19 protein-coding genes are annotated in these 25,075 nt (G+C 71.0%); 12 read left to right on the forward strand and 7 right to left on the reverse strand.

Annotated elements, in window-relative coordinates; all coding sequences use genetic code 11:
- The first annotated feature begins 4 nt into the window (after positions 1-4).
- From FNH24_RS03830 to FNH24_RS03865, 8 genes are all read left to right on the forward strand, one after another.
- Positions 5-2,875 (forward strand): hypothetical protein, encoded by a 2,871-nt coding sequence (locus FNH24_RS03830; protein WP_152360828.1) that lies wholly within the window; start codon positions 5-7, stop codon positions 2,873-2,875.
- Between the two features lie 98 nt (positions 2,876-2,973).
- A complete protein-coding gene (locus FNH24_RS03835; RefSeq protein ID WP_152360829.1) occupies positions 2,974-5,409 on the forward strand; it encodes a SaeA-related protein in 2,436 nt (811 codons plus the stop codon).
- A gap of 600 nt (positions 5,410-6,009) precedes the next feature.
- The gene (locus FNH24_RS03840; RefSeq protein WP_152360830.1) at positions 6,010-8,931 is read left to right on the forward strand and encodes a GAP1-N2 domain-containing protein; all 2,922 of its coding nucleotides are present in this window, start codon (positions 6,010-6,012) and stop codon (positions 8,929-8,931) included.
- Positions 8,932-8,977: 46 nt separating this feature from the next.
- On the forward strand, positions 8,978-9,979 hold the full coding sequence (locus FNH24_RS03845) for a hypothetical protein (protein ID WP_152360831.1): 1,002 nt from the start codon (positions 8,978-8,980) through the stop codon (positions 9,977-9,979).
- Positions 9,976-11,142 carry a zinc ribbon domain-containing protein gene (locus FNH24_RS03850; RefSeq protein WP_152360832.1) on the forward strand — a complete coding sequence of 389 codons (1,167 nt, stop codon included), beginning with the start codon at positions 9,976-9,978 and terminating at the stop codon, positions 11,140-11,142. The genes FNH24_RS03845 and FNH24_RS03850 overlap by 4 nt, the downstream gene beginning before the upstream one ends.
- A 175-nt stretch (positions 11,143-11,317) precedes the next feature.
- Positions 11,318-11,692, forward strand: a complete 375-nt coding sequence (locus FNH24_RS03855) for an alpha/beta fold hydrolase (protein WP_161605973.1) — start codon at positions 11,318-11,320, stop codon at positions 11,690-11,692.
- Entirely contained in the window at positions 11,680-12,141 is a 462-nt protein-coding gene (locus FNH24_RS03860) for an alpha/beta fold hydrolase (RefSeq protein WP_152360834.1), read from the forward strand. Before FNH24_RS03855 ends, FNH24_RS03860 begins: the two co-directional genes overlap by 13 nt.
- A gap of 144 nt (positions 12,142-12,285) precedes the next feature.
- Positions 12,286-13,503: a Gfo/Idh/MocA family protein gene (locus FNH24_RS03865; RefSeq protein ID WP_152360835.1), complete on the forward strand. Its 1,218-nt coding sequence runs from the start codon at positions 12,286-12,288 to the stop codon at positions 13,501-13,503.
- Between the two features lie 232 nt (positions 13,504-13,735).
- Here FNH24_RS03865 and FNH24_RS03870 read toward each other — a convergent pair whose 3' ends face one another.
- A complete protein-coding gene (locus FNH24_RS03870; RefSeq protein WP_152360836.1) occupies positions 13,736-14,290 on the reverse strand; it encodes a class I SAM-dependent methyltransferase in 555 nt (184 codons plus the stop codon).
- Between the two features lie 9 nt (positions 14,291-14,299).
- Positions 14,300-15,205: an EamA family transporter gene (locus tag FNH24_RS03875; RefSeq protein WP_152360837.1), complete on the reverse strand. Its 906-nt coding sequence runs from the start codon at positions 15,203-15,205 to the stop codon at positions 14,300-14,302.
- A gap of 72 nt (positions 15,206-15,277) precedes the next feature.
- Between FNH24_RS03875 and FNH24_RS03880 the strand changes: the two genes are divergently transcribed.
- Together FNH24_RS03880 and FNH24_RS03885 are read left to right on the forward strand one after the other, a co-directional pair.
- Positions 15,278-16,219 (forward strand): LysR family transcriptional regulator, encoded by a 942-nt coding sequence (locus tag FNH24_RS03880; protein WP_152360838.1) that lies wholly within the window; start codon positions 15,278-15,280, stop codon positions 16,217-16,219.
- Positions 16,219-16,680, forward strand: coding sequence for an NUDIX domain-containing protein (locus FNH24_RS03885; RefSeq protein WP_152360839.1), 462 nt, complete (start codon positions 16,219-16,221; stop codon positions 16,678-16,680). Before FNH24_RS03880 ends, FNH24_RS03885 begins: the two co-directional genes overlap by 1 nt.
- A 125-nt stretch (positions 16,681-16,805) precedes the next feature.
- On the opposite strand, the gene FNH24_RS03890 is transcribed toward FNH24_RS03885, so the two are convergent.
- From FNH24_RS03890 to FNH24_RS03910, 5 genes are all read right to left on the reverse strand, one after another.
- Positions 16,806-18,476 (reverse strand): FAD-binding oxidoreductase, encoded by a 1,671-nt coding sequence (locus tag FNH24_RS03890; RefSeq protein ID WP_152360840.1) that lies wholly within the window; start codon positions 18,474-18,476, stop codon positions 16,806-16,808.
- A gap of 43 nt (positions 18,477-18,519) precedes the next feature.
- On the reverse strand, positions 18,520-19,215 hold the full coding sequence (locus FNH24_RS03895; protein WP_246186739.1) for a lysophospholipid acyltransferase family protein: 696 nt from the start codon (positions 19,213-19,215) through the stop codon (positions 18,520-18,522).
- A 295-nt stretch (positions 19,216-19,510) separates the two neighbouring features.
- A complete protein-coding gene (locus tag FNH24_RS03900; RefSeq protein ID WP_152360841.1) occupies positions 19,511-20,278 on the reverse strand; it encodes an SDR family NAD(P)-dependent oxidoreductase in 768 nt (255 codons plus the stop codon).
- Between the two features lie 10 nt (positions 20,279-20,288).
- Positions 20,289-21,851, reverse strand: a complete 1,563-nt coding sequence (locus FNH24_RS03905; protein ID WP_152360842.1) for an apolipoprotein N-acyltransferase — start codon at positions 21,849-21,851, stop codon at positions 20,289-20,291.
- Positions 21,852-21,963: 112 nt separating this feature from the next.
- On the reverse strand, positions 21,964-22,515 hold the full coding sequence (locus FNH24_RS03910) for a winged helix-turn-helix domain-containing protein (RefSeq protein ID WP_152360843.1): 552 nt from the start codon (positions 22,513-22,515) through the stop codon (positions 21,964-21,966).
- 114 nt (positions 22,516-22,629) lie between these two features.
- Between FNH24_RS03910 and FNH24_RS03915 the strand changes: the two genes are divergently transcribed.
- Positions 22,630-23,931, forward strand: coding sequence for a glycoside hydrolase family 125 protein (locus FNH24_RS03915; protein WP_217428030.1), 1,302 nt, complete (start codon positions 22,630-22,632; stop codon positions 23,929-23,931).
- Positions 23,932-24,333: 402 nt separating this feature from the next.
- Positions 24,334-24,492, forward strand: coding sequence for a hypothetical protein (locus tag FNH24_RS31335; RefSeq protein WP_161605974.1), 159 nt, complete (start codon positions 24,334-24,336; stop codon positions 24,490-24,492).
- The last annotated feature ends 583 nt before the right edge of the window (positions 24,493-25,075 follow it).

Here is a 25,075-nt window from a genome sequence, read left to right on the forward strand (position 1 = left end):
TTCCATGCCCGGCACTTCCTCGACGGGGGGCAACCTGGTCGTGCTGGCCGCTCCGGACGGACCGCTGGCCGGCGTCCGCGACGCCCTGCGCGATCTCTCCGCGGTCGGCCTGATCGAGGAGTTCCTCTGGGTCCGGCTGGCCCCGGTCGATGATCAACTCTCGATCTCGGCCGACAAGATCATCGACGGCGCCGCCTACCCGGTGACCGTGCAGCAGATGCTGTCCGAACGCCAGTACGACCGCGTCCGCGTCTGCTGCCTCGCCGCCGTTCTGCCGAGCCCGGCAGCGCCCAGCCGCTTCGAAGGGCAAGCCGGCTCTCTCCATGATCATCCCGACGGCGAACGGGAACTGGTCGACCTGATCCGCCGCTCCAGCGGCACCGGCGAGATCGAGCGGCTGCGCTGCGTGATCACCCGCCCCGGCGGCATCGCGAGCGCCGAGGATCTGGGCCGGGACGACTGGCACAACGTGATCATCTCGCCGGAGGACGCGCGCGGCCCGGGGCTGGGGCACCAGGTGCTCGAGCCGACCGACGACCCGGCACTGCTCGGCGGTGCCGCCGCCACCGCGGTGGCCGGCCTGACCGGGCTCTGGCGTGGGGTGCCGGACGCGCCGCTCGACGACGTCGCGGTGCCGCCGGGCCGGTCGGTCCGGGTCGGCCGGGCGTTCTTCCGGTCCCTGGACGCGTCGGCGGTCGAGGAGTCGATCCGGGACGGCGTCACCTCGGTGGCCGGCGGGCTGCCCGCGGTCCGGGTCGCCGGGGCCCAGTCGCTGCGGATCGGTCCGCCGCCCGGCGGGTCGGCGGCGGGCGGCGCGGCCGGGCCCGGGACGGACCGGATCGACGACGTCGACGCGGCGACCGGGACGATGGCCGACGCGCTGTGGCGCAAGCACGGCGGCGTGCTCCGCGGCCCGCGGGTGCAGCCGTCACCGAGCCCGGTCAAGGACATCGGGGCGCTGGCCGCGCTGCGGATGCTGTTCGGCTTCATCTGGGCCGCGATCAAGAACACGCCGATGCGCTGGCGGGCGGCGCTGACCAACAAGATCGCCTCGACCACGGCGGCTGCGGTGCACGGCAGCGTGTTCGGCCGGGCGCCGTCGGCGTACTCGGTGGTGGTGCGCGGCATCCGGCCCGACGGGAGCGGGGCCGACTGGCGCGACTGGGGCCGCGCGTCCAACGAGCTCGCCGGAGTGATCGGCGAGGCCGGCGGCGGCCAGGGCTGGTCCGGTGAACGGCACGATCTCTCCACGCTGTGGCAGGACTATCTGGCCGGCGCGTACACCCTGGCCGACGGCGGCGAACGGATCGCCGAACTGCCGCCGCTGCAGGTCGGCGCCGACCGGGCGGTGCTGGCCGACCCGGCCCAGATCGTGCCCGGCCCGGCGCACCGGTGGCAGGTGCCCGGCCAGCTCGGCGGTGCCGCCGTCGCCCCGTACGACGCCCTCGGCCTGCAGGCGGTGCAGACCCGGCTCGACCCGCCGGAGGGGCAGCTGACCCCGGAGCTGGACCGGGCCCGGTCCGGGCTGGGCGGTTGGCTCGGTCGCTATCGCGCCGCGTACGCGGTGAAGGTGGGGCAGCGGCTGGGCGCCGCCGTATCCGGCACCCGGGACGAGGCGCAGGCGATCCTGCGCGAGCTGGCTCAGGCCGGCTCCGAGGACGAGCCGTCGGACGACCTGCGGCGCAAGATGCGCCGGCTGACCCTGTGGATGCGCGGGCTGCTGATCGGTCTCGCCGTCGTGATCATCATCCTGTTGCTGCTCGGCGGCTTCGAGAAGCTGACCTGGGAGACGGTGACGATCTCGATCATCGCCGCGGTCGTGCTCTGGCTGATCGGCAGCTTCACCGTCTTCTTCGTCAGCCAACGCGAGCTGTTCCGGGAGCTGAACCGGCGCAAGGACGCCGCGTCGCAGACCGAGGCCAACCGGGTCAACCTCGGCCACGTGCTGCGCGACCTGAATCGGCTGACCGCCGCCTACGAACAGTTCCTGGCCTGGTCCCGGATCTCCGGCGTCGTGCTGGCGGCGCCGTTCGGCGGTCCGGCGCAGGTCGGCGCGGCGTCCCGGCTGCCCGCGGCCGGATTGCCGCTGTCCACCCGGATCGGCGTCGCCGAACTGCAGCCGGACGCGGTGGCCAAGGCGGCGACGGTGATCCGGCGCGAGGTGTTCCGGGCCGGCTGGCTGAGCCGGCCCTGGCAGGCGCTGCTCGAATCCGCGCCCGGCCGGCTCGGCCCGGAGGCGATCGACCTGGCCCAGAGCCCGGACCGGATGTTCGCGGAGCAAGGCGGCGACGGCACCCTGCTCGTCCGCTGGGCCGCCCTGCTCGAATCCGGGCTCGCCCCCGCCACGAGCCAGCCCGGCGACCCGGGTCGTTCCCTGAGCTTGTCGAAGCGCCGTCCTGAGCCTGTCGAAGGGGGCAGGCCCGAGCCTGCCGAAGGGGGCAGGCTCGATGACTCCCTTTCGGGCGAAGCCCTGAACGACGGCGGCCGCGCCCTGTGGCAGGCCGTCGGCCGCTCGCTGCCGGACAGCGAGCTCGGCCGGTCCCTGGTCGCCTCGGTCCGGGTCGCCGGCCCGACCCCGGCCACCCGGCCGTTCGCCGACTTCATGGCCGGCCTGGATCAGCCTGCCGAGTCCTGGTCCGGGCAGCAGTTCGACCCGGTCGCGTTCGGGGCCGAGGCCCGCGTCGCCGGCCGGCAGCGGGTCGTCACCGACTGGTATCGGACCAGCGGCCGGGAGCTGAGCCGGGTCGCCGTCCTGGTCCAGCTGACCGAGGCCTTCGCCGCGTACGAGCTCGCCGCGGTGCCCGGCGCCCAGGCCCGCTCCGGCGCGCCCGAGGCCGGTCAGCATCCACTGCCCGAAGTCGATGAGGTGTTCTGAGTGAGTGTCGCGAAATCACTGCGTGCGGAGTGCTACCCGGCTTTGAATCGATTGACTCCTTGGCACGCAGAGCTTTCGCGACAGTGGAGGCAACGACGATGAACGACCGGACCCTGGGCGACACCCCGCCGCCGGATCCGACCTTCGAGCGGCTGAAGGCCTGGCGCGATCAAGAGGTGTTGGCGAGCCGGCTGCAACTGGGCGAGATCAAGGACACCTACCTCCGGGCCGTGGCCCGGTCCGGTCGGCGCCGGGCCGAGGAGATCGCGGCCATGCTGCCGGCCGCCTTGCGGAAGTACGCGCCCGAGTTGGAACGGCAGGTCACCACCCCCACCTCCCCGCCGCGGCCGGGATCCTCGCCGCCGGAGTCGGCTCGGGCGGCACCCGCGGGTCCGGCCGCCTCGCCCACCTCATCGACCCAGACCCCCTCGACTCAGACCACCCCCTCGACCCAGGCCGGGGGATCACCTCAGACCGGCCATCCGGCCCAGGCCGGCCACCCGACCCAGACCGGCTCGTCGCCCTCGAGCGGATCACCGACCCACAACGGGTCGGGACGCCAGCCCGGGTCGACGACGCAGCCCGACCAGTCGGCTCAGGCTCCGTGGGACGCCGGGCCGCCGGGGTCCCCGGCAGCATCAGCGGCATCGGCGTCCTCGGCACCGACCGTTGCCCCGCCGGGTCAGCAGGCGCCCGCCGATGATCAGCGTTACCCGTCGGCACCGGCTCCCGGGATCCCCGACCACGGGACACCGACCGCACCCGGCCCGCGCCGGGCCGCCTCGCCCGATTCCGCCGGCGCGGTGCCCGCCGGGCCGCCCCCATCGGTGGCCGACCTGGCCGCCGGCTTCGCCCGCTACGACTTCGGCTCCGACTTCGACTCCGGCGATCTCGGCTCGGCCGACCTCGGGGCCCCGTCCCGGGTGACGCTCCGATCGGCGACCGGCAACGACGGCGTACGACTCGCCTGGGACCTCCCGGACGGCCTGGCCTCGGCGACCGCGTACCGGATCGTGGCCAGCGACGAGCAGCGCCCGTACTCCCCGGATCGGGCCGACCTGGTCGACATCGTCCTCGGCGACGCCGCCCGCACCACCACGGACACCCGGCCGTTCACGGCGGCGATCCGGCACTTCCAGGTCTGGTGCAACACCGGCGTGACCCTGTCCGTGGCCCGGCAGAGCCAGCCGCGGCTGGTCGCGGAGAAGGCCGTGGTCAGCCGGGTGATCGACGCCGACCTGCGCGAGGACGAAGGCCGGGTGATCGGCCAGTGGTCCGTCTGGTACGGCATCGACCGGGTGCACATCTATCGCACGCCGGTGGAACGGGCCCGGCCCGGCCAGCCCGATCCGCAGTACCGGATCCTGGCGACCGAGGCCAACCTCGGCGGCTTCGTCGACAACGACGCCGAACGCGGCCGGCGCTACCTCTACCAGTTCTGCACCGAGGCGGTCGTCGACGGAGTGCCGCAACTGTCCGGCGCCGTCACCGTCGAGGTCGGCGTCTCGGCCGTGGTCGACCCGATCGAGGATCTCGAGGTCGCCCAGCACGGCGCGAGTTCTGACCAGGATCGGGGCGACGACTGGCAGTTCGACCTGCTCTGGTCGCCGCAGCCGGCCGGCCGGATCTTCGTCTACCGGACCGAGAACCGCCCGCTCGCCGGCGCCGAACACGGCAGCCACCCGGAGTCGGCGCTGCCGCAGATGAACCTGCGCGACGAGGACCGGCTGGCCCACCCGATCAGCCCGCAACCGGACGGCCGGGTCGGCATGCGCAACGTGCCCTGGCCGCGCAGCTGGGACCGCGCGTACTTCACCCCGGTCGTGGTCCTGGACGGCATCGCGCGGGTCGGTCGGACCGTGCCCGCCGTCCGGGTCCGGCCCGTGCACGACCCGGTGATCATCGAGCGCTGCGACCAGCAGGTGCTGAAGTTCGGCTGGCCGCCCGGCGCCGCGACCGTGCTGGCCGAGGTGCTGCAGAGCGGCGACGTCACCGCGACCGTGGAATGCTCGGCCGACATCTACAACCAGCTCGGCGGCGTCCAGTTCGGCCGGCCACTGCCCAACCGCGGCGCGACCGTACGGATCACCGGCGTCTCCTTCGTCGGCGGCGAACGCCGGGAGAGCGTGCCGGTCGAGGTCGGCTATCCGGGCCTGATGCGGATCCGGTACGTGATCGAGCTGCGTCGCACCCTGCTGCTGAAACCGGACCGGGTGCTGGTCCGGCTGGCCAGCGAAACCGAGATCGCCAACTGCCCGCCGCTGGTCCTGGTGCACCACCCCACCCGGCTGCCGCTGCACCCGGGCGACGGCCAGCAGCTCGAGGTGACCGAGGACATCGAGGAGGTCACCCGCCCGGTGCTCAGGTTCCGCCCCGACGGCATCGGCACCCGTCCCAGCGCCGTCGCCTGGAAGGCCTCCGTCCGCGGCCGCACCGGCTACGTCCGCCTCTTCGCCGACCTACCCCCCGACCGCACCGCCCTGGTAGCCCTCCTCGACCCCCCAGTCGACTCCCTCCGCCTGGGCGGCACCTGATGCCCCCCTCTCCAGCCGACTTGTCAGAACTGAGTAGCCCTATAGCGCACCTCAGTTCTGACAACTCGGCAAAAGTGGGGGCCTGGTCGCGTTCGTTCCCTGAGCTTGTCGAAGGGCAGGCCGGATGTAGGTCCCGCGCGGAGCGGCCGTCCTCCGTGCGACAGGGCACCTCCGGTCGAGGCTGGGCGCGGTCGGGTTCGTTCCCTGAGCCTGTCGAAGGGCAGGGCAGAGGCACGTCTTTCTCCGAGCGATCGGTGTCGTTCCCGGAGCCGCAGAGCACCTTCGCCGCAGCCGGGTGTGACTTGTCCCGGCTTCGTGGGCGCAGATCGGCCGGGAACCGTCACCCTCGACGGAGCCACGCCTCGGAAGAGCTGGCGTTCGGGCCGGGTAGCGGGCCTGACGTCCGGTGCCTGCGAACGTCACCCGAGCTTGTCACTGCCCGCCCGCGGACACCGGCGAAGCGATCCTCCCCAGACCGCAAGCCCGCCGGAGCGCCGCGCGACCCCGGCCCGACCCCACACCCAGCCGACTTGTCAGAACTGAGTAGCCCTATAGCGCACCTCAGTTCTGACAACTCGGTGCGGCGGCGGGAGGGGTGACGTGGCGGGGCAGCGGTACGGGCGGCTGACGTATACCTCGCTCCACCGCAATGACGGCGGTACGGATCCGGGCGGGGGTCGGGTCGGCGGTGGGGGTTGGCAGATCAAGCAGGAGGACGGGGACCTCAGCCGGGAGGAGCGGGATCAGCTGCGGGCCCGGGTGTCGACCCAGTTCGACGCGGGGGTGGAGATCCCGCGGTTCCCGACGCCGGAGCAGATCGCCGAGCTGCCGCGACGGCTGGTCTACGCGCCGGTCGAGCCGGGAGACGGGTCCGGTTCGGCGATGGCCTGGTGGCACTCGGCTCCGGCCGGACCGGATGCGACCGGTCGGCCCGGCAACGTCTTCAACCAGGTCGTCCTTGATCGCCACCCCGAGGCGCCCGACCCGGGGACCCGGCCGATCGAGGTCTGGCGCTCGCCCGACTGGCTCGCTCCGTACGGCGTGGAGCAGGTGAGTGCGGCCGCGTTGACCGACCACCTTCGACCGGTTGTCGGACCCATGATCACGGCCGAGGCGGTGATCGGATTCCTGCTCGACCCGGCGCACTACCGGTTCGGCGTGCTGGCCGCGCTGCTCGACGCGACCGCGGCGGTGCTGGCCGGAGGGCCGCGGGTGGTGTTGATCACCGAGTCGACCGACGGAGCCGCGCTGTGGGCCGGGGCCGTGTCGTTGCTGATGGCGGCGCCGCACGCGGCCCGGTTCGCATTCTCCACCCTGGAACGGGTTTCGGGGCTGCCGATCGCCTTTGATCAAGGTGTTCAGGTGGCCTGCGTGCCCGCGGTCGACCGTGATCAACTCCTCGCTCAGGCGGCGGATCCGCGCAGCGCCCTCCGGCAGACCCCGTTGGTGGTGATCGACGAGGCCGAGGCGGTGGCGATCGGTGATCTTGACGGCGAGCCGCACCGGACCGCCGCCGGCGACCGGATCCGGGTGACCGAATGGTCCGTGCTGGCTCAGGTGGTGCTCGGTGACGAGGCCGGTGCCGGCTGGGCCCTGGCTGAGTTGGACCGGGTCGTCCAGCAGCTCCCGGCGCGCCCTGGCCCCAGTGCCCATGATCAGGACCGGCGTGATCAGGACCGGCGTGATCAAGGTCGGCCCGATCGGCCCCCGGATGATCATGGCCGACCGGCCCGCGATGACGACCCGGCCGCGGCCCGACAGGCCTCGGTGCTGCCGCCGGACGCGATCGCCTGGCCGCTGGCGATGGCGGTCGGCCGGGCCGGCGAGCGGTTCGCCGACGCGGTGGCCGAGGCCGCGGCCGTGGTCACCCGGACCGGGCCCCGCGGCCTGGCCGACAACGCCGCCCTGCACCAGACGGCGCGGGATCTGATCGGGCTCGGCCTCGGCCGGTCCGCCGCCGACGCCTGGCGGATCGCCGGTGACCCGGCGGCGATGGCGCGGATGGGGGCCGAGACCGGTCAGTTCGTCGTCGAGGCGTACGTCCGCCGGGCGATCGCCGAGCCGAGTTGGCTGGCCCGGCCGGGCCGGCTGCCGCTGCCCGAGCCGACCGGAACGCCGGCGTCGAGCGGGCTGTCGATCGTCGTCGAGCGGGAGTTGCTGACCGACCTGCCCGGGCACTGCGCCGCGATCACCGCCGCGCCCGATCTCGATCCGGCCGGCCGGCTGACCGCGCTCCTTCACCTGATCGACCTGCTCGCCCGGTGCGGGCTGAGCTACCTGGAACAGCCGGAGGTCCTGGTCGTCGACTTCGAGCGCTACTGCTATCTGCTCGCGCCCCGGCAGCCCGGTCAGCCGGCCGGGCCGGAGCCGAGCGCGATCGAGCTGATCGGACGGATCGGTCCGGTGTCGGAGCCGGCGCTGCGCTGGGTGGTCCGGCCGGTGCTGGCCGGTCAGGAGTGGATCAACCGGCGCCCGATCGGCAGCCGGCTCGACCCGCCGGTGGCAGCCTGGCTCTATCCGGACGAGGGCGCGCCACCACCGCTGGGGCGGCTGGTCGCCGGCACGGACGACCCGCTCCGGGCCGAGCTGGCGCACGACCGCTGGACCTCCGAACCGGAGCGCCATCCGGGCGAGCGGCCGCTGGTGGCCTGGTCGGCCCTGACCAACCTGGCGCCGTACCAGTCGCTGCCGACCGAGGTGGAGCGGACCTTCGACGGTCCGCCCTGGCCCGCCGGTGATCTGCTGCTGATCCGGCGCCGCTGGCCGGCGGCGGTCGGGGTCCGGCAGTGGGCCCCGACGGTCAAGTCCGCGCCGGCGGACGAGGAGCTGAAACGGCTGATCGACGATCTGCGGGATCCGTTGCTGAGCGGACTGGACGACCATCGGCACGCCGGCTCCGAGCTGATCGAGTTGCGTCGGCTGGCCCGGGACCAGTTCTGGTTGCGGGACCGGCGGATCCCCGAGGACCGCGAGGTGACGACGATCATCTCGGGCTCGCTCTGGGCCTGGGACCTGCCCGGCGAGCTGGCGTCGGACGCGGCCAATGCGCTGCTCTGCGCGCTGGTGCTGGACGTGGTCCGTGATCTTCGACTGCCGGCCGCCCAGCGACTCCGGGCCAAGATCAACTCCGGTCGCGGCTTCGAGCTGCAGCGGGAGTCGGCCGACTTGCTGCGGAGCTGCTTCTCCCGCGACAGCAAGGAAGGCTGGCTGCGCACCACCCTGCTGGCCGACCGCGGGTTCGCCCTCGCCGGCGTCGACCGTACGGCAGCGCAGTGGGTCGGCGGACTGACCGCGGACGGCAAATCGTTCCTGAACGTGCTGGTCCGGGAATGGGCCGGATCCCGGATCGGCAACCAGTGGGAGCAGGCCCGTCGGATCACCGCCGACAAGTTCGCCCGCCGGGTCGCCCGGCTGGATGTTGATCAACGGGCGCTGGCCCGGCAGGCTGAGTCCCGGCTGCGGGCCATCGCCCAGGGCGACCGGGGGCCGGGCCTGCTCGGCCGCCGGGGCAAGGGATCGTGAGCAGCGTGCGGTGTGAGCCGGGCCGGAGAACGAGAAGGAAGGGTCGATGACCACCTATCTGTTGCGCGAGGGCCACTCGGTCCGGGTGGACGCGGTGCCGATCGCGATCCGGGTCCAGCCGGTCGGCGCCGGTCCCCAGTCGTCGGAAACCCTCCGGTTCCGGGTCGAGGTGGAGGGTGCCCATGGGCCGGCTCGGGTCGTCCGGCGGCCGGACCAGGTGATCGTTCCGATGGTGGATCAGCCGGTCCGGGTCAGCCTGCTGCCCGACGGCGACGTGTTCGGGCCACAGAGCGTCGTCACCGTGGCGCTCGGGCCGGACGAGCCCGGCAGCGGCGATGCCGACCGGGCCGTGCTGGACGCGATCGACCTGTCCGGGCTGAGCCGGCGGGAGATCGTGATCATGGAACCGGACGCCGGCCGGATCAAGATCAGCACCGTCGGCGTGGTCACCGATGAGGCACTGCCGGCGATGGCGGAGATGGCGCGGGACGCAGCCCGCGGCCTGCTCGGGCTGCCGCGACTGCCGGTGGAGCGGCGGGTCCGGTTGGACGTCGGACTGGACAGCTCCGCCTCGATGCGCCGGCTGTCGCCGGACCGGCTGGTCCGCCCCTGCCTGGAGATCTTCGCCGGACTGAGCGTGGTGATCGCCACCGACCAGACGGTGCACGGGACGCTGATCGGTTGGCAGACCGCCGCGGTGCCGGGCGGGAAGGCCGCCGACTTCGCGGCGTCCATGATCACCGGCCTGGCCGACCGGCCGTTGGACATCGGCTGCCGGATCGAAGCGGTGCCGCCGATCGCCGCTCGGGCGATGCCACCGGAGCGGGTCGTCCGCTATCTGATCACCGACGCGGTGCCGGCCGGTCAACCGGGTGCCGAGCTGCCGCGGGCGGTGGTCGTCGGCGAGGGCCAGCAGCCGGGCGAACAGCCCGACGGTGCCACCGGCGTGCCCGTACCGCCGGAAGATCAACAGCTGGACCGTGATCAGGTGCGCCGGATCGTGGCCGCATTGCTCTCCGGCGCACGCTCGTTGATCGGAGTTTCATGATCATGACGAAATGCCCGCGCTGCTTCCGGCGACTGCCGGAAGGCGAGTGGGTGTTCGCCTGCCGTTCCGGTCAGTGTCAGGAGTACGACGATCCGATCGGCTCGGCCCACAGCGGGATCGCGGTCCGGATCGGCCCGATGCACAGTGTCCGGCGCAATCCGGAGGTCAAGCACTGGCGGCTGCCGGCCGATGCCCACGTCTGCCCGACCTGCAGCCAGCCCGGCGTCGAGGTCTGCCCGAGCTGCCACTTCGGGCTGCCGCCGGAGTGGCGCGAGGGCTCGGCGACCTGCATCGCGCTGGCCGGCGCCCGGGCCACCGGGAAGAGCGTCTACATCGGCGTGATGATCAAGCAGCTGGACTTCCTGCTCAGCCGGATGGGGTCGTCACTCAAGTTCGCCACCGATGTCAGTCGGCGGATCTACGCCGAGGTGTACCAACGGCCGCTGTTCGAGGTGCGCGGGATCATGCCGCCGACCGCCGCGGCCGGCGTGGCCGACGCGTACCAGCGGGAGCCGTTGATCTTGAGCCTCGGCGTGCACGGCGGTCAGCGGCGTTATCTGGTGATCCGCGACGTGGCCGGTGAGGATCTGGAGGCGGGCACCGTCGGCGTGGAGCACCTGAGCTATTTCGCCCAGGCCGACTCGGTCTTCTTCATGTTCGATCCGACCGCCGTGAACCAGGTCCGGGAGATGCTCAAGGATCTGCTGCCGCCGCAGCTGCACGAGGCCGGCAGCCCGGAGACGGTGCTGGAGAACTTGATCTTGCTGCTCGGGCCGGCCACGCCGCCGATCGCGATGATCTTGTCCAAGTTCGACACCATGCAGGCGTTGCGGGCCGTCCAGGGCACCGAGTGGAGCCGGATCATGGCCAACCCCGGCGCGGCGTTCCAGCGCGACCCCGGCTTCACCGCGCTCGGCTACGACGAGAACGACGGCTCGCTGCTCGATGCCGAGGTGCGCAGCCTGCTGATCCGCCTCGGCGCCGAACGGTTCCTGAACACGATGACCGCCCCGCACCACGGCCGCCCCTTCACCCACCGCCTGTTCGCCGTCTCGGCCCTGGGCGAGGCCGCCGAGGGCGAACGGATCCACCACCGCGGCATCGCCTCCTTCCGTTGCCTCGACCCCGTCCGCTGGACCCTCGCCGCCACCTCCGTCCTCTAACCCCGCCGACCCGTCAGTTGTGCACCGGTTTTGGCGGCGTGTCGGCGCACAAGTGACGTCTCGACCGGGATCAGGAGGGTGGGCGACCAGTCGCCGCTCGGTCGCGGGATCGGGCCGAGCGTCCCAGGCAGGTCGGCGGTCGGGGATGATCGACAGGTCGACGATGGGAGCTGCGATGCCGTACGTAGAGCTCGACGGAGTCCGGGTGCATCACGTGATCAACGGGCCGACGGATCCGGACGGGCCCACCATCGTGCTGCTGCACGGGTTCACAGTCGATCATCGGATCCTGGCCGGCCCGCTCGAGCCGGTGTTCGCGGGGCGCCCGGGCTGGCGCCGGATCTACCTCGACCTCCCGGGCCATGGGCTGACCACCGCACCGGACGTGCAGAGCACCGACGACGTCTTCCGGATCGTGCGTGGCGTGGTCGAGGCGCTGGTGCCGGGCCGCTACGCCGTCGTCGGTCAGTCCTACGGCGGCTACCTGGCCGCGGGCTGGTCGCCGCGCACCATGATCAGATCGATGGGCTGGCGATCATGGTGCCGGTGATCGAGCCGCGGCACGAGGACCGCGAAGTGCCGCCGCGGCAGGTGCTGATCCGCGAACCGGCGCTGGAGGCCAGGATCGGCGCGGCCGAGTTGGCGGCCGAGGAGCTGTTGGTGATGCAGACCGAGGCGGCCTGGCGGGCCGTCCAGGAATGGGTCACGCCCGGGCTCGAGCGCGCCGATCCGGCGGTCACCGCGAGCATCGCCGGCCGCTACTCGGGCACCTTCCCGCTGGACGGCGAGCTGTCGCGGCCGACTTTGATCTTGGCCGGTCGGCAGGACCACATCACCGGCTATCGCGATGCCTGGACCATCCTCGAGCGCTACCCCCGGGCGACGTTCGCCGTGCTGGACGGGGCCGGTCATGCGGTGGACGCCGAGCAGCCGGCGCTGGTCCGAGCCCTGTTCGACGACTGGCTGGATCGGGTCGAGCAAGCGGGAGCTGACGGCTGAGCTGGCAGGCCGCACAGGCCCCGACCGATCCCGTCCGATTCGGGCGTCGGGCGAGGCGGCGCCGGTCCCTCGGCCGAGTCATGATCTCGACAGGTGACACCGCCCCTGTCTCCCGCCCCCGGTCGGAATGAAAGGATGATCATCATGAAGATCGGTGTGGTCGGCACGGGACAGTTCGCTCGCAGCTTCATCGCCCTCTGGCAGCTGCATCCCGACGTGGAGGCCGTGTACGCGTGTGACGTGGTCCCCGAGCGGGCCAAGGCGCATCAGGAGAAGCACGAACTGGCGGGGACGTTCGACACCTTCGAGGACGTGCTCGCCTCGGATGTCGACTCGGTGGCGATCTTGACGCAGCGGTGGACCCACGGGCCGTTGGTGTTGCAGGCGTTGGAGGCCGGCAAGCACGTCTATTCGGCGGTGCCGATGGCGATCAGTGCCGAGGAGATCGGCGCCATCGTGCGCAAGGTCGAGGAGACCGGCCTGATCTACATGATGGGCGAGACCAGCTACTACAACCCGGCCGTGGTCTGGGCCCGGGCCAAGATCGCCGAGGGTGAGCTCGGCCGGGTGTTCTACTCCGAGGGCGACTACGTCCACGACATGGACAACGGCTTCTACGCCGCCTACCAGTACAGCGGCGGCGACGACTGGAAGCAGACCGCCAGCTTCCCGCCGATGCTGTACCCGACGCATGCCGTGGGCGGTGTGCTCGGCGCGGTGCCGTCGTACGCAACCAGCGTCAGCTGCATCGGCATCCCCGACGATCGCGGTGACGGCGTGTTCGACAAGACCGTTTCCCAATGGGCCAACGAGTTCTCCAACATGACCGCGCTGTTCGAGCTGGCCGACGGCGGCACCATGCGGACCAATGAGTTCCGCCGGGTCGGCTACTGGAACGGTCACGAGTCGCGGTTCCGGTTCTACGGCACCGAAGCCGTGATGGAACAGTCCGGCAAGGGCGCGACGTACAGCATCAAGACCGAGGGTGAGAACTACCGCAAGGGCAAGACCGTCGACATCAGCGACCTGTTCTACACCAGCGACGGCGAGATCCCCGAGGACTTCGGCGACGTCGACCCGGCGCTGATGCAGAGCTTCGCCTCCGGCAACGCGAAGGTGCAGGACCGCACCCGGCTGCCCAAGGAGTTCGAGGGCGCGCACAACGGGCACGCGGGCTCGCACCACTTCCTGGCCGACGACTTCGTCCGGGCCGTGACCACCAAGACCCAGCCGCCGGTCAGCGCTTGGCGGGCCGCGCGCTTCACGCTGCCCGGGGTCGCCGCCTACGAGTCGGCCCAGCAGGGCGGCGCCCGGATCGCCGTCCCGGATTACGGTGACGGCCCCGCCAATCCGAACTGGTGACCCGAGTACGCACTCGGAGGATCACTCCGGTCAATCGTGCCGGGTGTACCCGGCACGATTGACCGACATCTACCGTCGACCGCGACTGGTCATCCCCGGGCGCGGGCGCCGAACTCGCCCGGCCGGCGTCGGCCCTGACCCGGCGGTCACCTTGTCACCGAGTCGTCACATCCGCTGCGACACGCCGCAAAAACGGCCGCGGATGTGACGGGTCGGCGGTGTTTGGGGTGGGTCAGGCGGGGCGGGTGGACATCAGGATGGCGAGGCGGCGGTGGCCGGCCTTTCGCTCGACGGTGTGCACGTCGACCTGGCCGAGCTCGAACAGCTTGGTCTCGACCTCGGTGATCCGCTCCTGGGTGATGCCGTGCCCGGGGCGGCGTAGCAGCCGCTCGGCGATCAGCAGCCGGCCGCCCGGAGCCAGCTTCGCGGTCAGGGTGGCCAGGCCGGCGTCGGGATCGTCCCAGTGGTGCATCGAGGCGACGCTGTAGATCACGGAGAACGACGCGTCCGGAAACGGTACGTTCTCGGCGCCGGACACCTCCGCCTCGACCCCGGGCACCCGCTTGCCGACCATCTCCACGAACGTCGGCGAAGGATCGACCGCGGCCACCCGTTCGGCGCCGATCCTGCTGGCCGCCAGCTCGACCGCACCACCGGCGCCGCAGCCGACCTCGAGCACCCGGTCGTCGGGTCGCAACCCGGCCAGCTCGATCACCACCCGCGCCGTCGAGGGGTTGCGGGTGAAGAAGGCGTACAGCCGGGACGAGAAAGCGCCGAATCCTGCCATGCCCCGAGCCTAGGCGGCCGGCACCCGATCCACCTCGGGGAGCGCCCGGACCCGACCCTTCCGGGTCGCGAACCAGACCCCGGCGATCACCGCGACCCCGGCGATGATCACCAACGGCTCGACCTGTTCGCCGAACGCCAGCCAGGACGAGGCGACGCCGACGATCGGCACCAGCATGGAAAACGGGGCCACCTCGCTGGAGCGGTGCCGGGACAGCAGGTTGTTCCACAGGCTGTAGCCGATCAGGGTGGCGATCAGCACGATGTAGAGCAGGCCGAGCACCGCCGGCAGGGCGGCCGGAGTAGCCACCGTGATCATGGTCTCGGCGATCCTGGCCGGTCCTTCGAAGATCAACGACAAGATCAACAGCGGGACCGGCGGCACGATCGAGATCCACAGCGTCAACCGGAACGGCTCGGTGGTGGCCGCCTGGCGGCTGCAGACGTTGCCGATCGCCCACCCGAGAGCGGCGCACAGGGTCAAGATCACCGGCAGCAGCGCGGCATACTGCGCCCGGTGCACGGCGATCGCCGCCAGCCCCGCCACGGCGATCAGCACCCCGATCACCTGCCGCCCGGACAACCGCTCCCGCAACGCCACCGCGGCGATGATCACCGTGAACGGCGCGGACGCCTGCAGCACCAGTGACGCCAGCCCACTCGGCATGCCGATGACCATCCCGACGTACAGGAACGCGAACTGCAGGAACCCCAAACCGAGCCCGGTCCCGATCAACCAGCGCAGCTTGACCTTGGGCCGCGGCACCAGCAGCAGCGTCGGAACGGCGATCAGGGTGAACCGCAACGCCCCCATCAGGAACGGCGGGAAGTGCTGCAGCGCCAGCGCGGTCGCGGGGAAGTTGATCCCCCAACAGACGGCGACCAGCACGGCGAGCAGACGATCACGGACTGACACGCGGCCAGTCTGCGCTCCGCTGACCGTGAAGCACAATCACATTCTCACTCCGGGTAGTTGTAGGTTGACTTCATGGTGGAGTCGTCCTGGCGTGGTCTCGATCGGACCCACCTGACCGTGCTGCGGGAGCTGGCCGAGCGCGGCTCCGTGAGTGCCGCCGCCCAGGCCACCGGCAAGTCGCCGTCGGCGGTGTCCCAGCAGCTGAAGCTGATCCAGCGCCAGGTCGGGGTCGAGCTGGTCGAACGGTTCGGCCGCGGCATCCGGCTGACCGACGCCGGCCAGGCCCTCGCCGACGGCGCGGTCTCGGTGCTGACCGCCTGGGCCGAGGCCGAGGCGGACTGGCAGGCCTACCGCACCGAGGCCCGCGGCGTGGTCCGGATCGCCTTCTTCTATTCGGCTTCCGAGCTGCTGGTGCCGGGACTGCTGGACCGGCTCCGGGCGTTTCCCGGGATCGAGTTGGTGTTCGGCGACGAGGACGTCGGGCAGTCCGAGTTCGCGCCGCTGACCCGCGACTACGACATCGTCGTCGCGCACCGTTCGGATGAGCGCCGGATCGCCGGCGGTGGCCGGCTCAAGGTCGTCCAGCTGCTCCGGGAGCCGCTCGACGTCGCCGTGCCCCTTGATCATCCGGCGGCCGGGAGCGCGAGTGTTGCGCCGGCGGACGTGATCAACGACGACTGGATCGCGCCACCCGAGGGCTACCCGATCGACCGGGTGCTGACCGCGGTCGCGGCGCAGGCCGGCTCTCCGGTCCGGGTCGTGCTGCGGACCACGCACCTACCCCTGATGGAGCGACTGGTCGCCGCCGGCCACGGCGTCGCCCTGCTGCCCCGCTACACCACGCGGGATCGCAGCGCCGGCCGGTTCGCGCTGGTGCCGCTGCGTGAGCTTCGGGCCGGTCGCTATCTCGGCGCTCTGGCCCGGCCCGATCGGGCCGCCCGGCACGCGGTGCGGGTGGTGCTCGACGAATTGGCCGCGGTCGCCGCGGCGGTAGCGGATCCGGCGGAGGAGTGATGATCAGGAACGCGGTACGGCGATCGAGCCGGGTGCTGCTGTTCGGGCCGGCCGACGAGCTGGTGTTGATCAAGCGCACGCGGCCCGGCGTCGCGCCCTATCTGACCACGCCGGGCGGCGGGGTCGAGCCGGGTGAGACCTGGGATCAGGCGGCGGTCCGGGAGTGCCGGGAAGAGCTCGGCGCCACGGTGATCATCGGGCCGGTCGCCTACGTCATGTATCTGGCCGATCGCGAGCCGGGATCGATCCAGCGGTACGCCCTCGGCCGCTTGATCACGATCGACGACGCTCATCGGCATGGCCCGGAGTTCGAGGATCCGGGCCGGGGCCTTTACGAGACCGTACGCTGCGCGCTGGACGACCCGGACCTCGACCGGCTCCGGCCGGCCGAGCTGCTCCCGGTGTTGCGCGGATTCGGATCGCTGCTGGCAGCCGAGGCACGCACGCTCAAGGGCGGGTGATCATCGGGCTTGCCCCCTTCGACAGGCTCAGGACATGCTTCGACAGGCTCAGGGACCGAACAAGCGTGCTCGAGCACGAGGGCTTGTTCCATTCCCTGAGCCTGTCGAAGGGGCAAGCCCGATGATCAGCCCGTGATCTTGCCCGGATTCAGGTGCTGGCCCGGGTCGAAGGACGTGAACAGCCCCTGCATCAGCTCCGCGCCGGCCGGCGACAGATCCTCGGCCAGCCAGGGGGCGTGCTCGACGCCGACGGCGTGGTGGTGGGACAGGGTGCCCCCGTTGTCGACGAAGGCCTGCTGGATGGCCGACTTCACCACGTCGTACTGCTTCAGCGGATCGACCCGGTCGAACTTGAAGGCGAAGGTGAAGTAGAGGCAGGCGCCGGAGTGCTCGGAGTGGGACAGGTGGCACATGATCCAGCCGGTGACGCCGAGCTCCTCGAAGGCGGCATTGGCCGCGGCGACGACACCGTAGTAGAGCGACTTCAGCTGCGACCACGGAGCCGCGGTCTCCGACACGTCGCCGGCCGCACCCCGGTCGAGCAGGAAGTCCCGGATATAAGGGGTGTCGAACTTCTTCTGGTCATACAGCTCGCCCGGGCCCTTGCCGAGCACGATCGCGCCGTGCTGGCCGACGATGTCCTTGACCAGCTTCTTCTGCCGGGCGACGTGATCTTTGCCGCCCTCGTAGCCGATGAAGGACAGACAGACCTGATCAAGGTCCCAGCCGCGCTTCTCCAGCACGGTCATCAATCCCTTGCTGATCACCGACGACAGCGAGAAGCCGGGCTTCTTCTTCCTGGTGGCGAACGAGAAGGCCGTCTCGCGGGAGTCCGACACCCGGGTGATCGACGGGGCGGCGTCGCTGACTGAGATCGCGTGCATGGCCTCCAGGCTGGCTTCCCAGTTGGGGAAGAGATAGCCGAGCACCAGTCGTTCCTCGGGCAGCCGGTGCACCTGCACGGTGACCTCGGTGATCACGCCGAGCCGGCCCTCGCTGCCCAAGATCATCTCCCGGACGCTCGGACCGGTCGAGGAGCCCGGCAGCGGCCGCAGCACCAGCAGCTTGCCCGGCTGCACCACCCGCAGGCCGCGGGCGATCTGGGCGATGTCGCCGTACTTGTCCGACTGCATGCCGGAGGACCGGGTCGCCACCCAGCCACCGAGCGTGCTGTGGGTGAAGCTGTCCGGGAAGTGGCCGAGGGTCCAGCCGCGCTGACCGAGCTGTTCCTCGAGGTCGGGGCCCAGCGCGCCGGCCTGGATCCGGGCCAGGCCGGAGCCCTCGTCGACGTCGATCACCTTGTTCAGCCGGCCCAGGTCGAGCGAGATCACCGGCCGGTTCTCGTCCCGAGGGGCCTCGAGCGAGCCGGCGATGTTGCTGCCACCGCCGAACGGGATCAGCACCGCGTCCGCGGCGACCACGGCGTCGACGATGCCGCGGATCTGATCTTCGTCGGCCGGATACAGCACCACGTCCGGAACCCGCGGGATGTCACCGTTGCGCAGCCGGACCAGGTCCCGCAGGCTCTTGCCGTACGTGTGCACGATCCGGTCCATCGGCTCCGAGACCGCGTTGTCGGCGCCGACCAGCTCGGTCAGCTCGGCCAGCAATTCCGCGCCGATCCGCGGCTCGGGAATGTCCAGGCTGTCGAAGTCGATGCTCAGCTCCGGCGCCTCGTTCACGTCGAGGTCGATCGCCTTGATCACGAACGGCGCCATGCCGGGCTTGTCCTCGTGGTGGAAGCCGACCCCCTCGACTCCCCAGCCCCACCACTTCATGTGCTTGACGTTCGGCATAGCTGTCCCTTCGTCTGTCCTCGAGGCTGGTCCGCCCGTGCGGTCAGCCGCGGTTCCGACCTTGATCATCCGCGCGGTACTGGGTGGCCTCGTCGACCAGCGACCGGACCTCCTTGGCCATCCGGGCCGCGAACTCCGGCACCTTCTCGTCCTCCTCGGCCCGCAGCGGTGCACCGAGGTTGACGTACACCGGCGGCCGGCCCCGTACCGGCCAATTCTTGCCGTACGGCATCGCCTCGTGTGCCCCGACCAGGCCGATCGGCAGGCAGGCCACGTCGCGGCTGATGCACAGCGCCGCCGGCCCGGCCTTGAACGGCGCCATCTCACCGGTCCGCGACCGGGTGCCCTCCGGATAGATCAACAGCGGCACGCCCTTGTCCAGCAGGGTGGTCGCCATGCCCCGCTTGCCGCGCAGGCCGCTGCGGTCGATCGGGAACAGGTTGAAGAACAGCGAGGTGACGAAGCTGCGCCATTTCACGTCGAAGAAGTAGTCGACCGCCGCACCGGTCGCGATCAACCGGGACAGCCGGCGCGGCAGCGAACCCAGGATCAGCGGGGTGTCGAGGTGGCTGCTGTGGTTGGAGACGACCACCACCGGAGGGTCGACGCCGCGGAGCCGTTCCCGGCCCAGCACGGTGACGTCGGTGATCGACCAGACCAGCGGCTTCATCATCAGCCGCTGAGTCACGAACCGCGCCCCCGCGCGGACCGGTGAGGTGTAGCTGCTGGTGCTCGGCACGGGGTCCACTGTATTCCGGCCGCCCCGATTCTGTTATCCCGCCTGGTCAGGAAGGCGCTCAGACGGTGGTGAGCGGGAAGTGCGGCTTGGTCGGCAGCTCGATCTCGATCAAGTCGATCGACCCCGCGGCCTCCTTACTGAACCTGTGCACCCCGGACCGCTGAACCGAAACGACCTCTGCCCCCCAGACCCATGGCCCCAATAGACCACAAACGCGGCAGTTCGGCGCATCCGCGGCAGCTGCAACTGCCGCGGATGCGTGCAACTGCCGCGTTCGGCCCAGTGGGGTCGCGGGTCAGCGGCGGCCGGAGGAGATCCGGGCCGAGATCACGGCGATGGCGCGGCGAGGGAGGTGGCGGGCGAAGAAGATCAGGAGCTTGTAGCGCTTCGAGGGCAGCGAGACGGCGCGGCCGCGGGCGACGTCGACCAGGCACTCCTCGACCACCCGATCGGCGTCCAGCCACAGTGGGCCGGGGATCTTGGACGTCTTCAGATCGGCCCGCTCGTGGAACTCGGTCCGCACCCAGCCCGGCAGCAGCGCGGTGACCGTCACGCCGGTGCCGGCCAGCTCGACCGCCAGGCTCTCCGAATAGGCGGTGACCCAGGCCTTGATCGCCGAGTAGTTGCCGAGCAGCACGAAGCCGGCGGTGCTGGACACGTTGATGATCTGTCCGTGACCGCGCTCGGCCATCACCCGGCCGGCGGCGCCGCCGAGCAGCAGCACCGCCCCGCACATCACCGTCATCGCGTGCTCGTGCGCCGACAGGTCGGCCGCGGTGAGCTTGGTGTGGATGCCGAAGCCGGCGTTGTTGATCAGCAGGTCGATCGGCTGGTCCGGATCAGTCAGCCGCTCGACCACCCGCAGCACGTCCGCGCGGACCGAGAGATCGGCCGGCAGCACCTCCACCGAGACGGCGTAGCGATCGGCCAGTTCGGCCGCCGTCTGCTCCAGCCGTTCCCGGTTCCGGGCGACCAGCACCAGGTCGTTGCCGCGGGCGGCCAGCGCCCGGGCGAACGCCGCGCCGATGCCAGAGGTGCCGCCGGTGATCAGAGCAGTCGCCATGGCCGACACCCTAACCGGCGACTCCACGGCGCCGGCCGATCACACCTCCGGCGACGAGTACGGCCAGGGCCGCCAGACAGAGCCAGGCGAACACGTCGCCGATCGCACCGTAGATCGTCCGGCTACCGGTGATCGGCACGTCGGCCACCACGGTCTGCTGCTCGGTCGTGAAGAAGTCCGACTGGGCCAGCGTGCGGCCCTGCGGATCGATGATCCGGGACAGGCCGTTGCTGTCCTGCCGGACCACCGAGTAGCCGTTCTCGATCGCGCGCAGGGTGATCTTTTCGGTGTGCGTCTGGCCGAAGCCGAGCCAGTCGTTGGACGGGACCAGCATCAGGTCGACGTCCGGTTGCCGCATCAGGGTGGGAAAGTCGGCGTCGAAGCAGATCACGTTGGCGATCCGGCCCAGCGGCGTTGCGATCTTCGGCACCACGCCATCGCCCGGGATGGTCGAATCCAGGAACGGCACCGGATGCGCCTTCTGGTACGTCCACAGCACGGCCCCGGTCGGGTCGATCAAGATCGCCTCGTTCCGGCTGTGCGGCGGTGCCTCGGTGATCACCCCGAGCCCGACCTCGACGTAGCTCCCGGTCCGGGCCGCCAGCGCACCGACCTGCTCCAGGAAGGCGGCCCGATCGGCCTCGAGCACCGCCGCGCCGGCCTCCGGCCAGACCACGAGTTCCGCGCCGGCCCGGGCCTCCCGTTCGGTCGACGCGAGCAGGTCATTGTTGATCATGGCGAAGCTGCGCCGCACCACAGCTGGGTCGGTCTGGGCCGCTTCCAGCATCGACTCATACCGATCCAGTTCGGAGTCGGCCCGGTCGTTGATCGACTTCGACCAGGTGACGCCGGCCACCCGGGCCGTCTCCGCACTCGGGGCGAAGAAGGCGAGCCGGGCCGTGCCGCCGATGATCACCAGCGCCAGCACCCCGGCGAAGGTGAGCGCGACGATCTTGGTCGGCCGGCCCGCACCCCCGTCGAAGAGCCCGTGCTCCCAGAGCTGGTTGACGACCGAGGCGAACCAGGCGACCAGGAAGCTGACCCCGTAGCTGCCGGTGATCGCCGTGAGCTGGAGCAGCGGCAGATTCTCGTGCTGGGTGACGGCGAGCGAGCTGAGGGCGCTGCCGATCGGAGTGGCCGTCGCGATCACGTACTCGGCGGCCACGATCGCCAGCGGAAAGACCAGGCTGCGCGGCAGCGGCCGGCGCAGTCGCGGGCTGATCAGCCGATCGATCAGGTACGGCAGCACGAAGCCGAGGCCGAGCGGCACACACAGCAGCAGCATCGGCCCGAACACCTGCATCCCGGCCTGGAACAGGTAGTAGGCGACGCCGACCGCCGTCACCCCGGCCACGACGGCGAAGCCGGCCCAGGGCCGGCTGGCCCGGGTGAAGCGGAGCAGGAAGACCCCGGCCAGCCAGGCCGCGATCGGGACATCCCACTGGCCGTGCACGGCCAGCAGGTAGAGGACGCCGCCGAGGGCGAGGACGATCCAGCGAGCCCGGCTCGGAGTCGACGCCGCTGGCGGCTCGGCCGGGGGCAGCGGGGCGATCAGGTTGCGTTCGAGCAGCATGGCTGCTGTCCTTTCGGTAGGGATGTGCTGCGTGCACACGCCGGTTGGCGTGGTGGTACGTCTCTCGTGGCCGTCGAGTGCCAGCTCGACGGCCACGGCCAAATCCTCGAGGTCAGCCGTCGTCGGTGACCTCCGGGAACGCGACGAAGCGGAGCAGAACGCGCCGCGCGCCGGGCTCCGTGGGACGCTCCCGATAGCGGTAGAGCAGAGCCAGGTAGTCCTCGAAGAACTGCGCCAGCTGATCCAGGCCGAGGTCGAGGGAGCCGCGGGAGTACGGCAGCGCATCTGCCCACTCGCCGAGCTCCGGCCGGGCCCGTTGGAACGCGGCGAACGCCGCCAGATCCTCGCCGAGCCACTGCTCGTTGAGTCCGTCCAGCAGGGTCTGCATCTCCTCGCTCTGTTCACTCTGCCGCGGGAATCGCAGCCCGCGGTGACCAGGTCGCCACCAGCGCTCGCGCCGATTCGGCGGGTCCGGCACCTCCTCGATGAACCCGTGCTCGGCCAGCACCCGGAGGTTGTAGCTGGTGCCGCCGGTGGTCACCCCCAGCTCCTTGGCCAGCGTGGTCGAGGTGGCCTCGCCGACCCGGCTGAGGATGTGCAGGATGCGCTGCCGCAGCGGGTTGGCCAGCACCTTCAGCGCGGCCAGGTCGGCGAGCTCGTCCATGACTGCACGATAAGTCGTGCATCAGTTCTCGTGCAATCAGGGATGACCCCGGCTTCGTCCCACGGAGCGGTCGGCGAATATGACAAAACGATGGATTTACACCAAGCTGGGTTGGTGACTGCGAACTTGCTCACCGACGCGCTGCCCGCAGCACTGCTCGACGACCTGACCGCTGCGGTGACCGAGCGCACCGGCAGCGACCGGATCGGGCAGGCGTTCCGGCGCAGCTTCGGCAACACCATCGAGACCACGATCCAGACCGACGAGCAGGCCCGGCCGTTCGTGATCACCGGCGACATCCCGGCGATGTGGCTGCGCGACTCGTCGGCCCAGCTCGCGCCCTATCTCGGCATCGCTCGTGATCATGCTCCGATGGCCGAGCTGATCGCCGGCGTGATCGGCACCCAGTTCCGGCTGATCTTGGTCGACTCCTACGCGAACGCCTTCAACCGCGCGGCCACGGGTGGTGGACATCCCGGCGACCTGTGCGACGACCCGTGGATCTGGGAGCAGAAGTACGAGATCGACAGCTTCGCCTTCCCGCTGTGGCTGGCCCATCGCTTCTGGAAGACCACCGGTCGGGACGATGTCGTGGCCGGCGATTTCGCCGCCGCGGCCCGGGTGATCGTCGATCAGCTGCGACTGGAGCAAGATCATGAGTCGCGGTCGACGTACCGCTTCGTCCGGGACGTCGGGCTGGCGAGCGAGACCCTGGCCCGGGACGGGCTCGGCGCCCCGGTCGGGTTCACCGGGATGACCTGGTCGGGCTTCCGGCCCAGCGACGACGCCTGTCGCTACAACTACAACGTGCCCGGGAACCTCTTCGCCGTCACGGCCCTGCGGCACCTGGCCGAGCTGGCCACCGAGCTGCTCCAAGATCAGGAGCTGGCCCGGGACGCGACCGCGCTGGCCGACGACCTGGCCGACGGGGTGCGTCGGCACGGCATCGTCCGGCATCCCGATCACGGTGACGTGTACGCCTACGAGGTGGACGGCCTCGGCGGCACGCTGCTGATGGACGACGCCAACATGCCGAGCCTGCTGTCGCTGCCCTGGCTCGGTTGTGTCGACGCCGACGACCCGGTCTACCGGGCCACCCGCGCGCTGGTGCTGAGCCCGGAGAATCCCTACTACTACGAGGGTTCCGCCGCTTCCGGGATCGGCAGCCCGCACACGCCGGACCGCTACGTCTGGCCGATCGCCCTGTCGGTGCAGGGGCTGACGACGGACGACGCCGACGAGCAGCGGCGACTGATCGAGTTGTTGATCGACACCGACGGCGGCACCGGCCTGATGCACGAAGGCTTCGACGTGGACGACCCGAGCCGGTTCACCCGGCCCTGGTTCTCCTGGGCCAACGCGATGTTCTGCCAACTGATCCTCGAACACACCAACCTCGACCGCTCCCTGCGCTGACCCCGGTGCCGGGTCTTTCGGCGATCGGGGAAGAACCGACCGGTCAGTCCCGGCCGCATCTTCCCCGGTATCCCAGATGGTCGGGGCCATGCTGAGCCGGGGCCGATGGGCAAGGGGGTGCCAGCCAGCCGGCGGGCAGGCCCATCGTTGGGCCGAGCAGGCGCTCGGCCCAGGGTCCGGGTGCTGAGCGGAGTCGACTCCGGTCGAGAAACGTACGCCCGGTCCGGCCTGGTGGTGCCCGAAAGTCGACCCCGGTCGAGAAACATACGGGTGCGAAGTCGCCAAGGTCCGACGGGCTGGTGACCCGAGAAGTGGCGGGGCTCACCGCCCTCGGCCCATCACGACATCCCCGCGCCACAGCTCATCGCCGAGGACGAACGCGGCACCGAGGCCGGCGTCGAGGTGGATCCGCGGGACGACCTGCGCCGGCTGCTCGGCTTCAGCCCGTTCTGGCCCGACTTCATTCCGCTCCAGGTCGCCGGCCGCGCCCCCGTCGACGGCCCCGGCATGGCCGGCCGCGTCACGAGCCTGGTCCGGGCCACTGTCGCCCGCCTCGGCTGACCCCCGGATCCGGGCAAGCTCGGCCCTGGTGGAGAACCGTTCAGATCCGCGCGGCCGGGTGGTGCACGGAAGTCGACCCCGGTCGAGAAATGTGCGGCCGGCCCGGCCTTTGGTGTGCGGAAGGTAGAGAAATGGGGCGATGCAGGGCCGATCCGCGCACGAAACTCGCCACAGGTAGAGAAACGTTCAACTCCGGGGCTGGGGGTGCGGGTGGTCGGGAGGTGTATGCGCCCGGTCTGGCCCAGGGTCGCGGAGGTTGACCCCGGTCGAGAAACGTTCGGGTCGGGATCGCGGAACTCGCCACAGGTAGAGAAACGGTCGGGGGATATTCGGTGGAGTGCCGACGGCCCGCTCCCTAGGGTGGAAGCGTCCCACCTCCGGAAAGCAGGAGCGGATCATGCGACGCGCTAACGAGGGCCGGCCGGCCCGATAGGTACCGCCAGACAGGTGCGCCGAGTGCGCACCGGCGGTTCCGCGCGCCCCGCCGGCGTCGCTGTGGTCTCACGTCAACCACACGTGTTCCATCGGACGCCTCCCCCGGTCCTCTGCATCCCGGCACCTCGACTCCGTTGCGGGGTCGGGA

The organism is Microlunatus speluncae (genome assembly GCF_009299835.1).
Lineage (GTDB): Bacteria > Actinomycetota > Actinomycetes > Propionibacteriales > Propionibacteriaceae > Microlunatus > Microlunatus speluncae.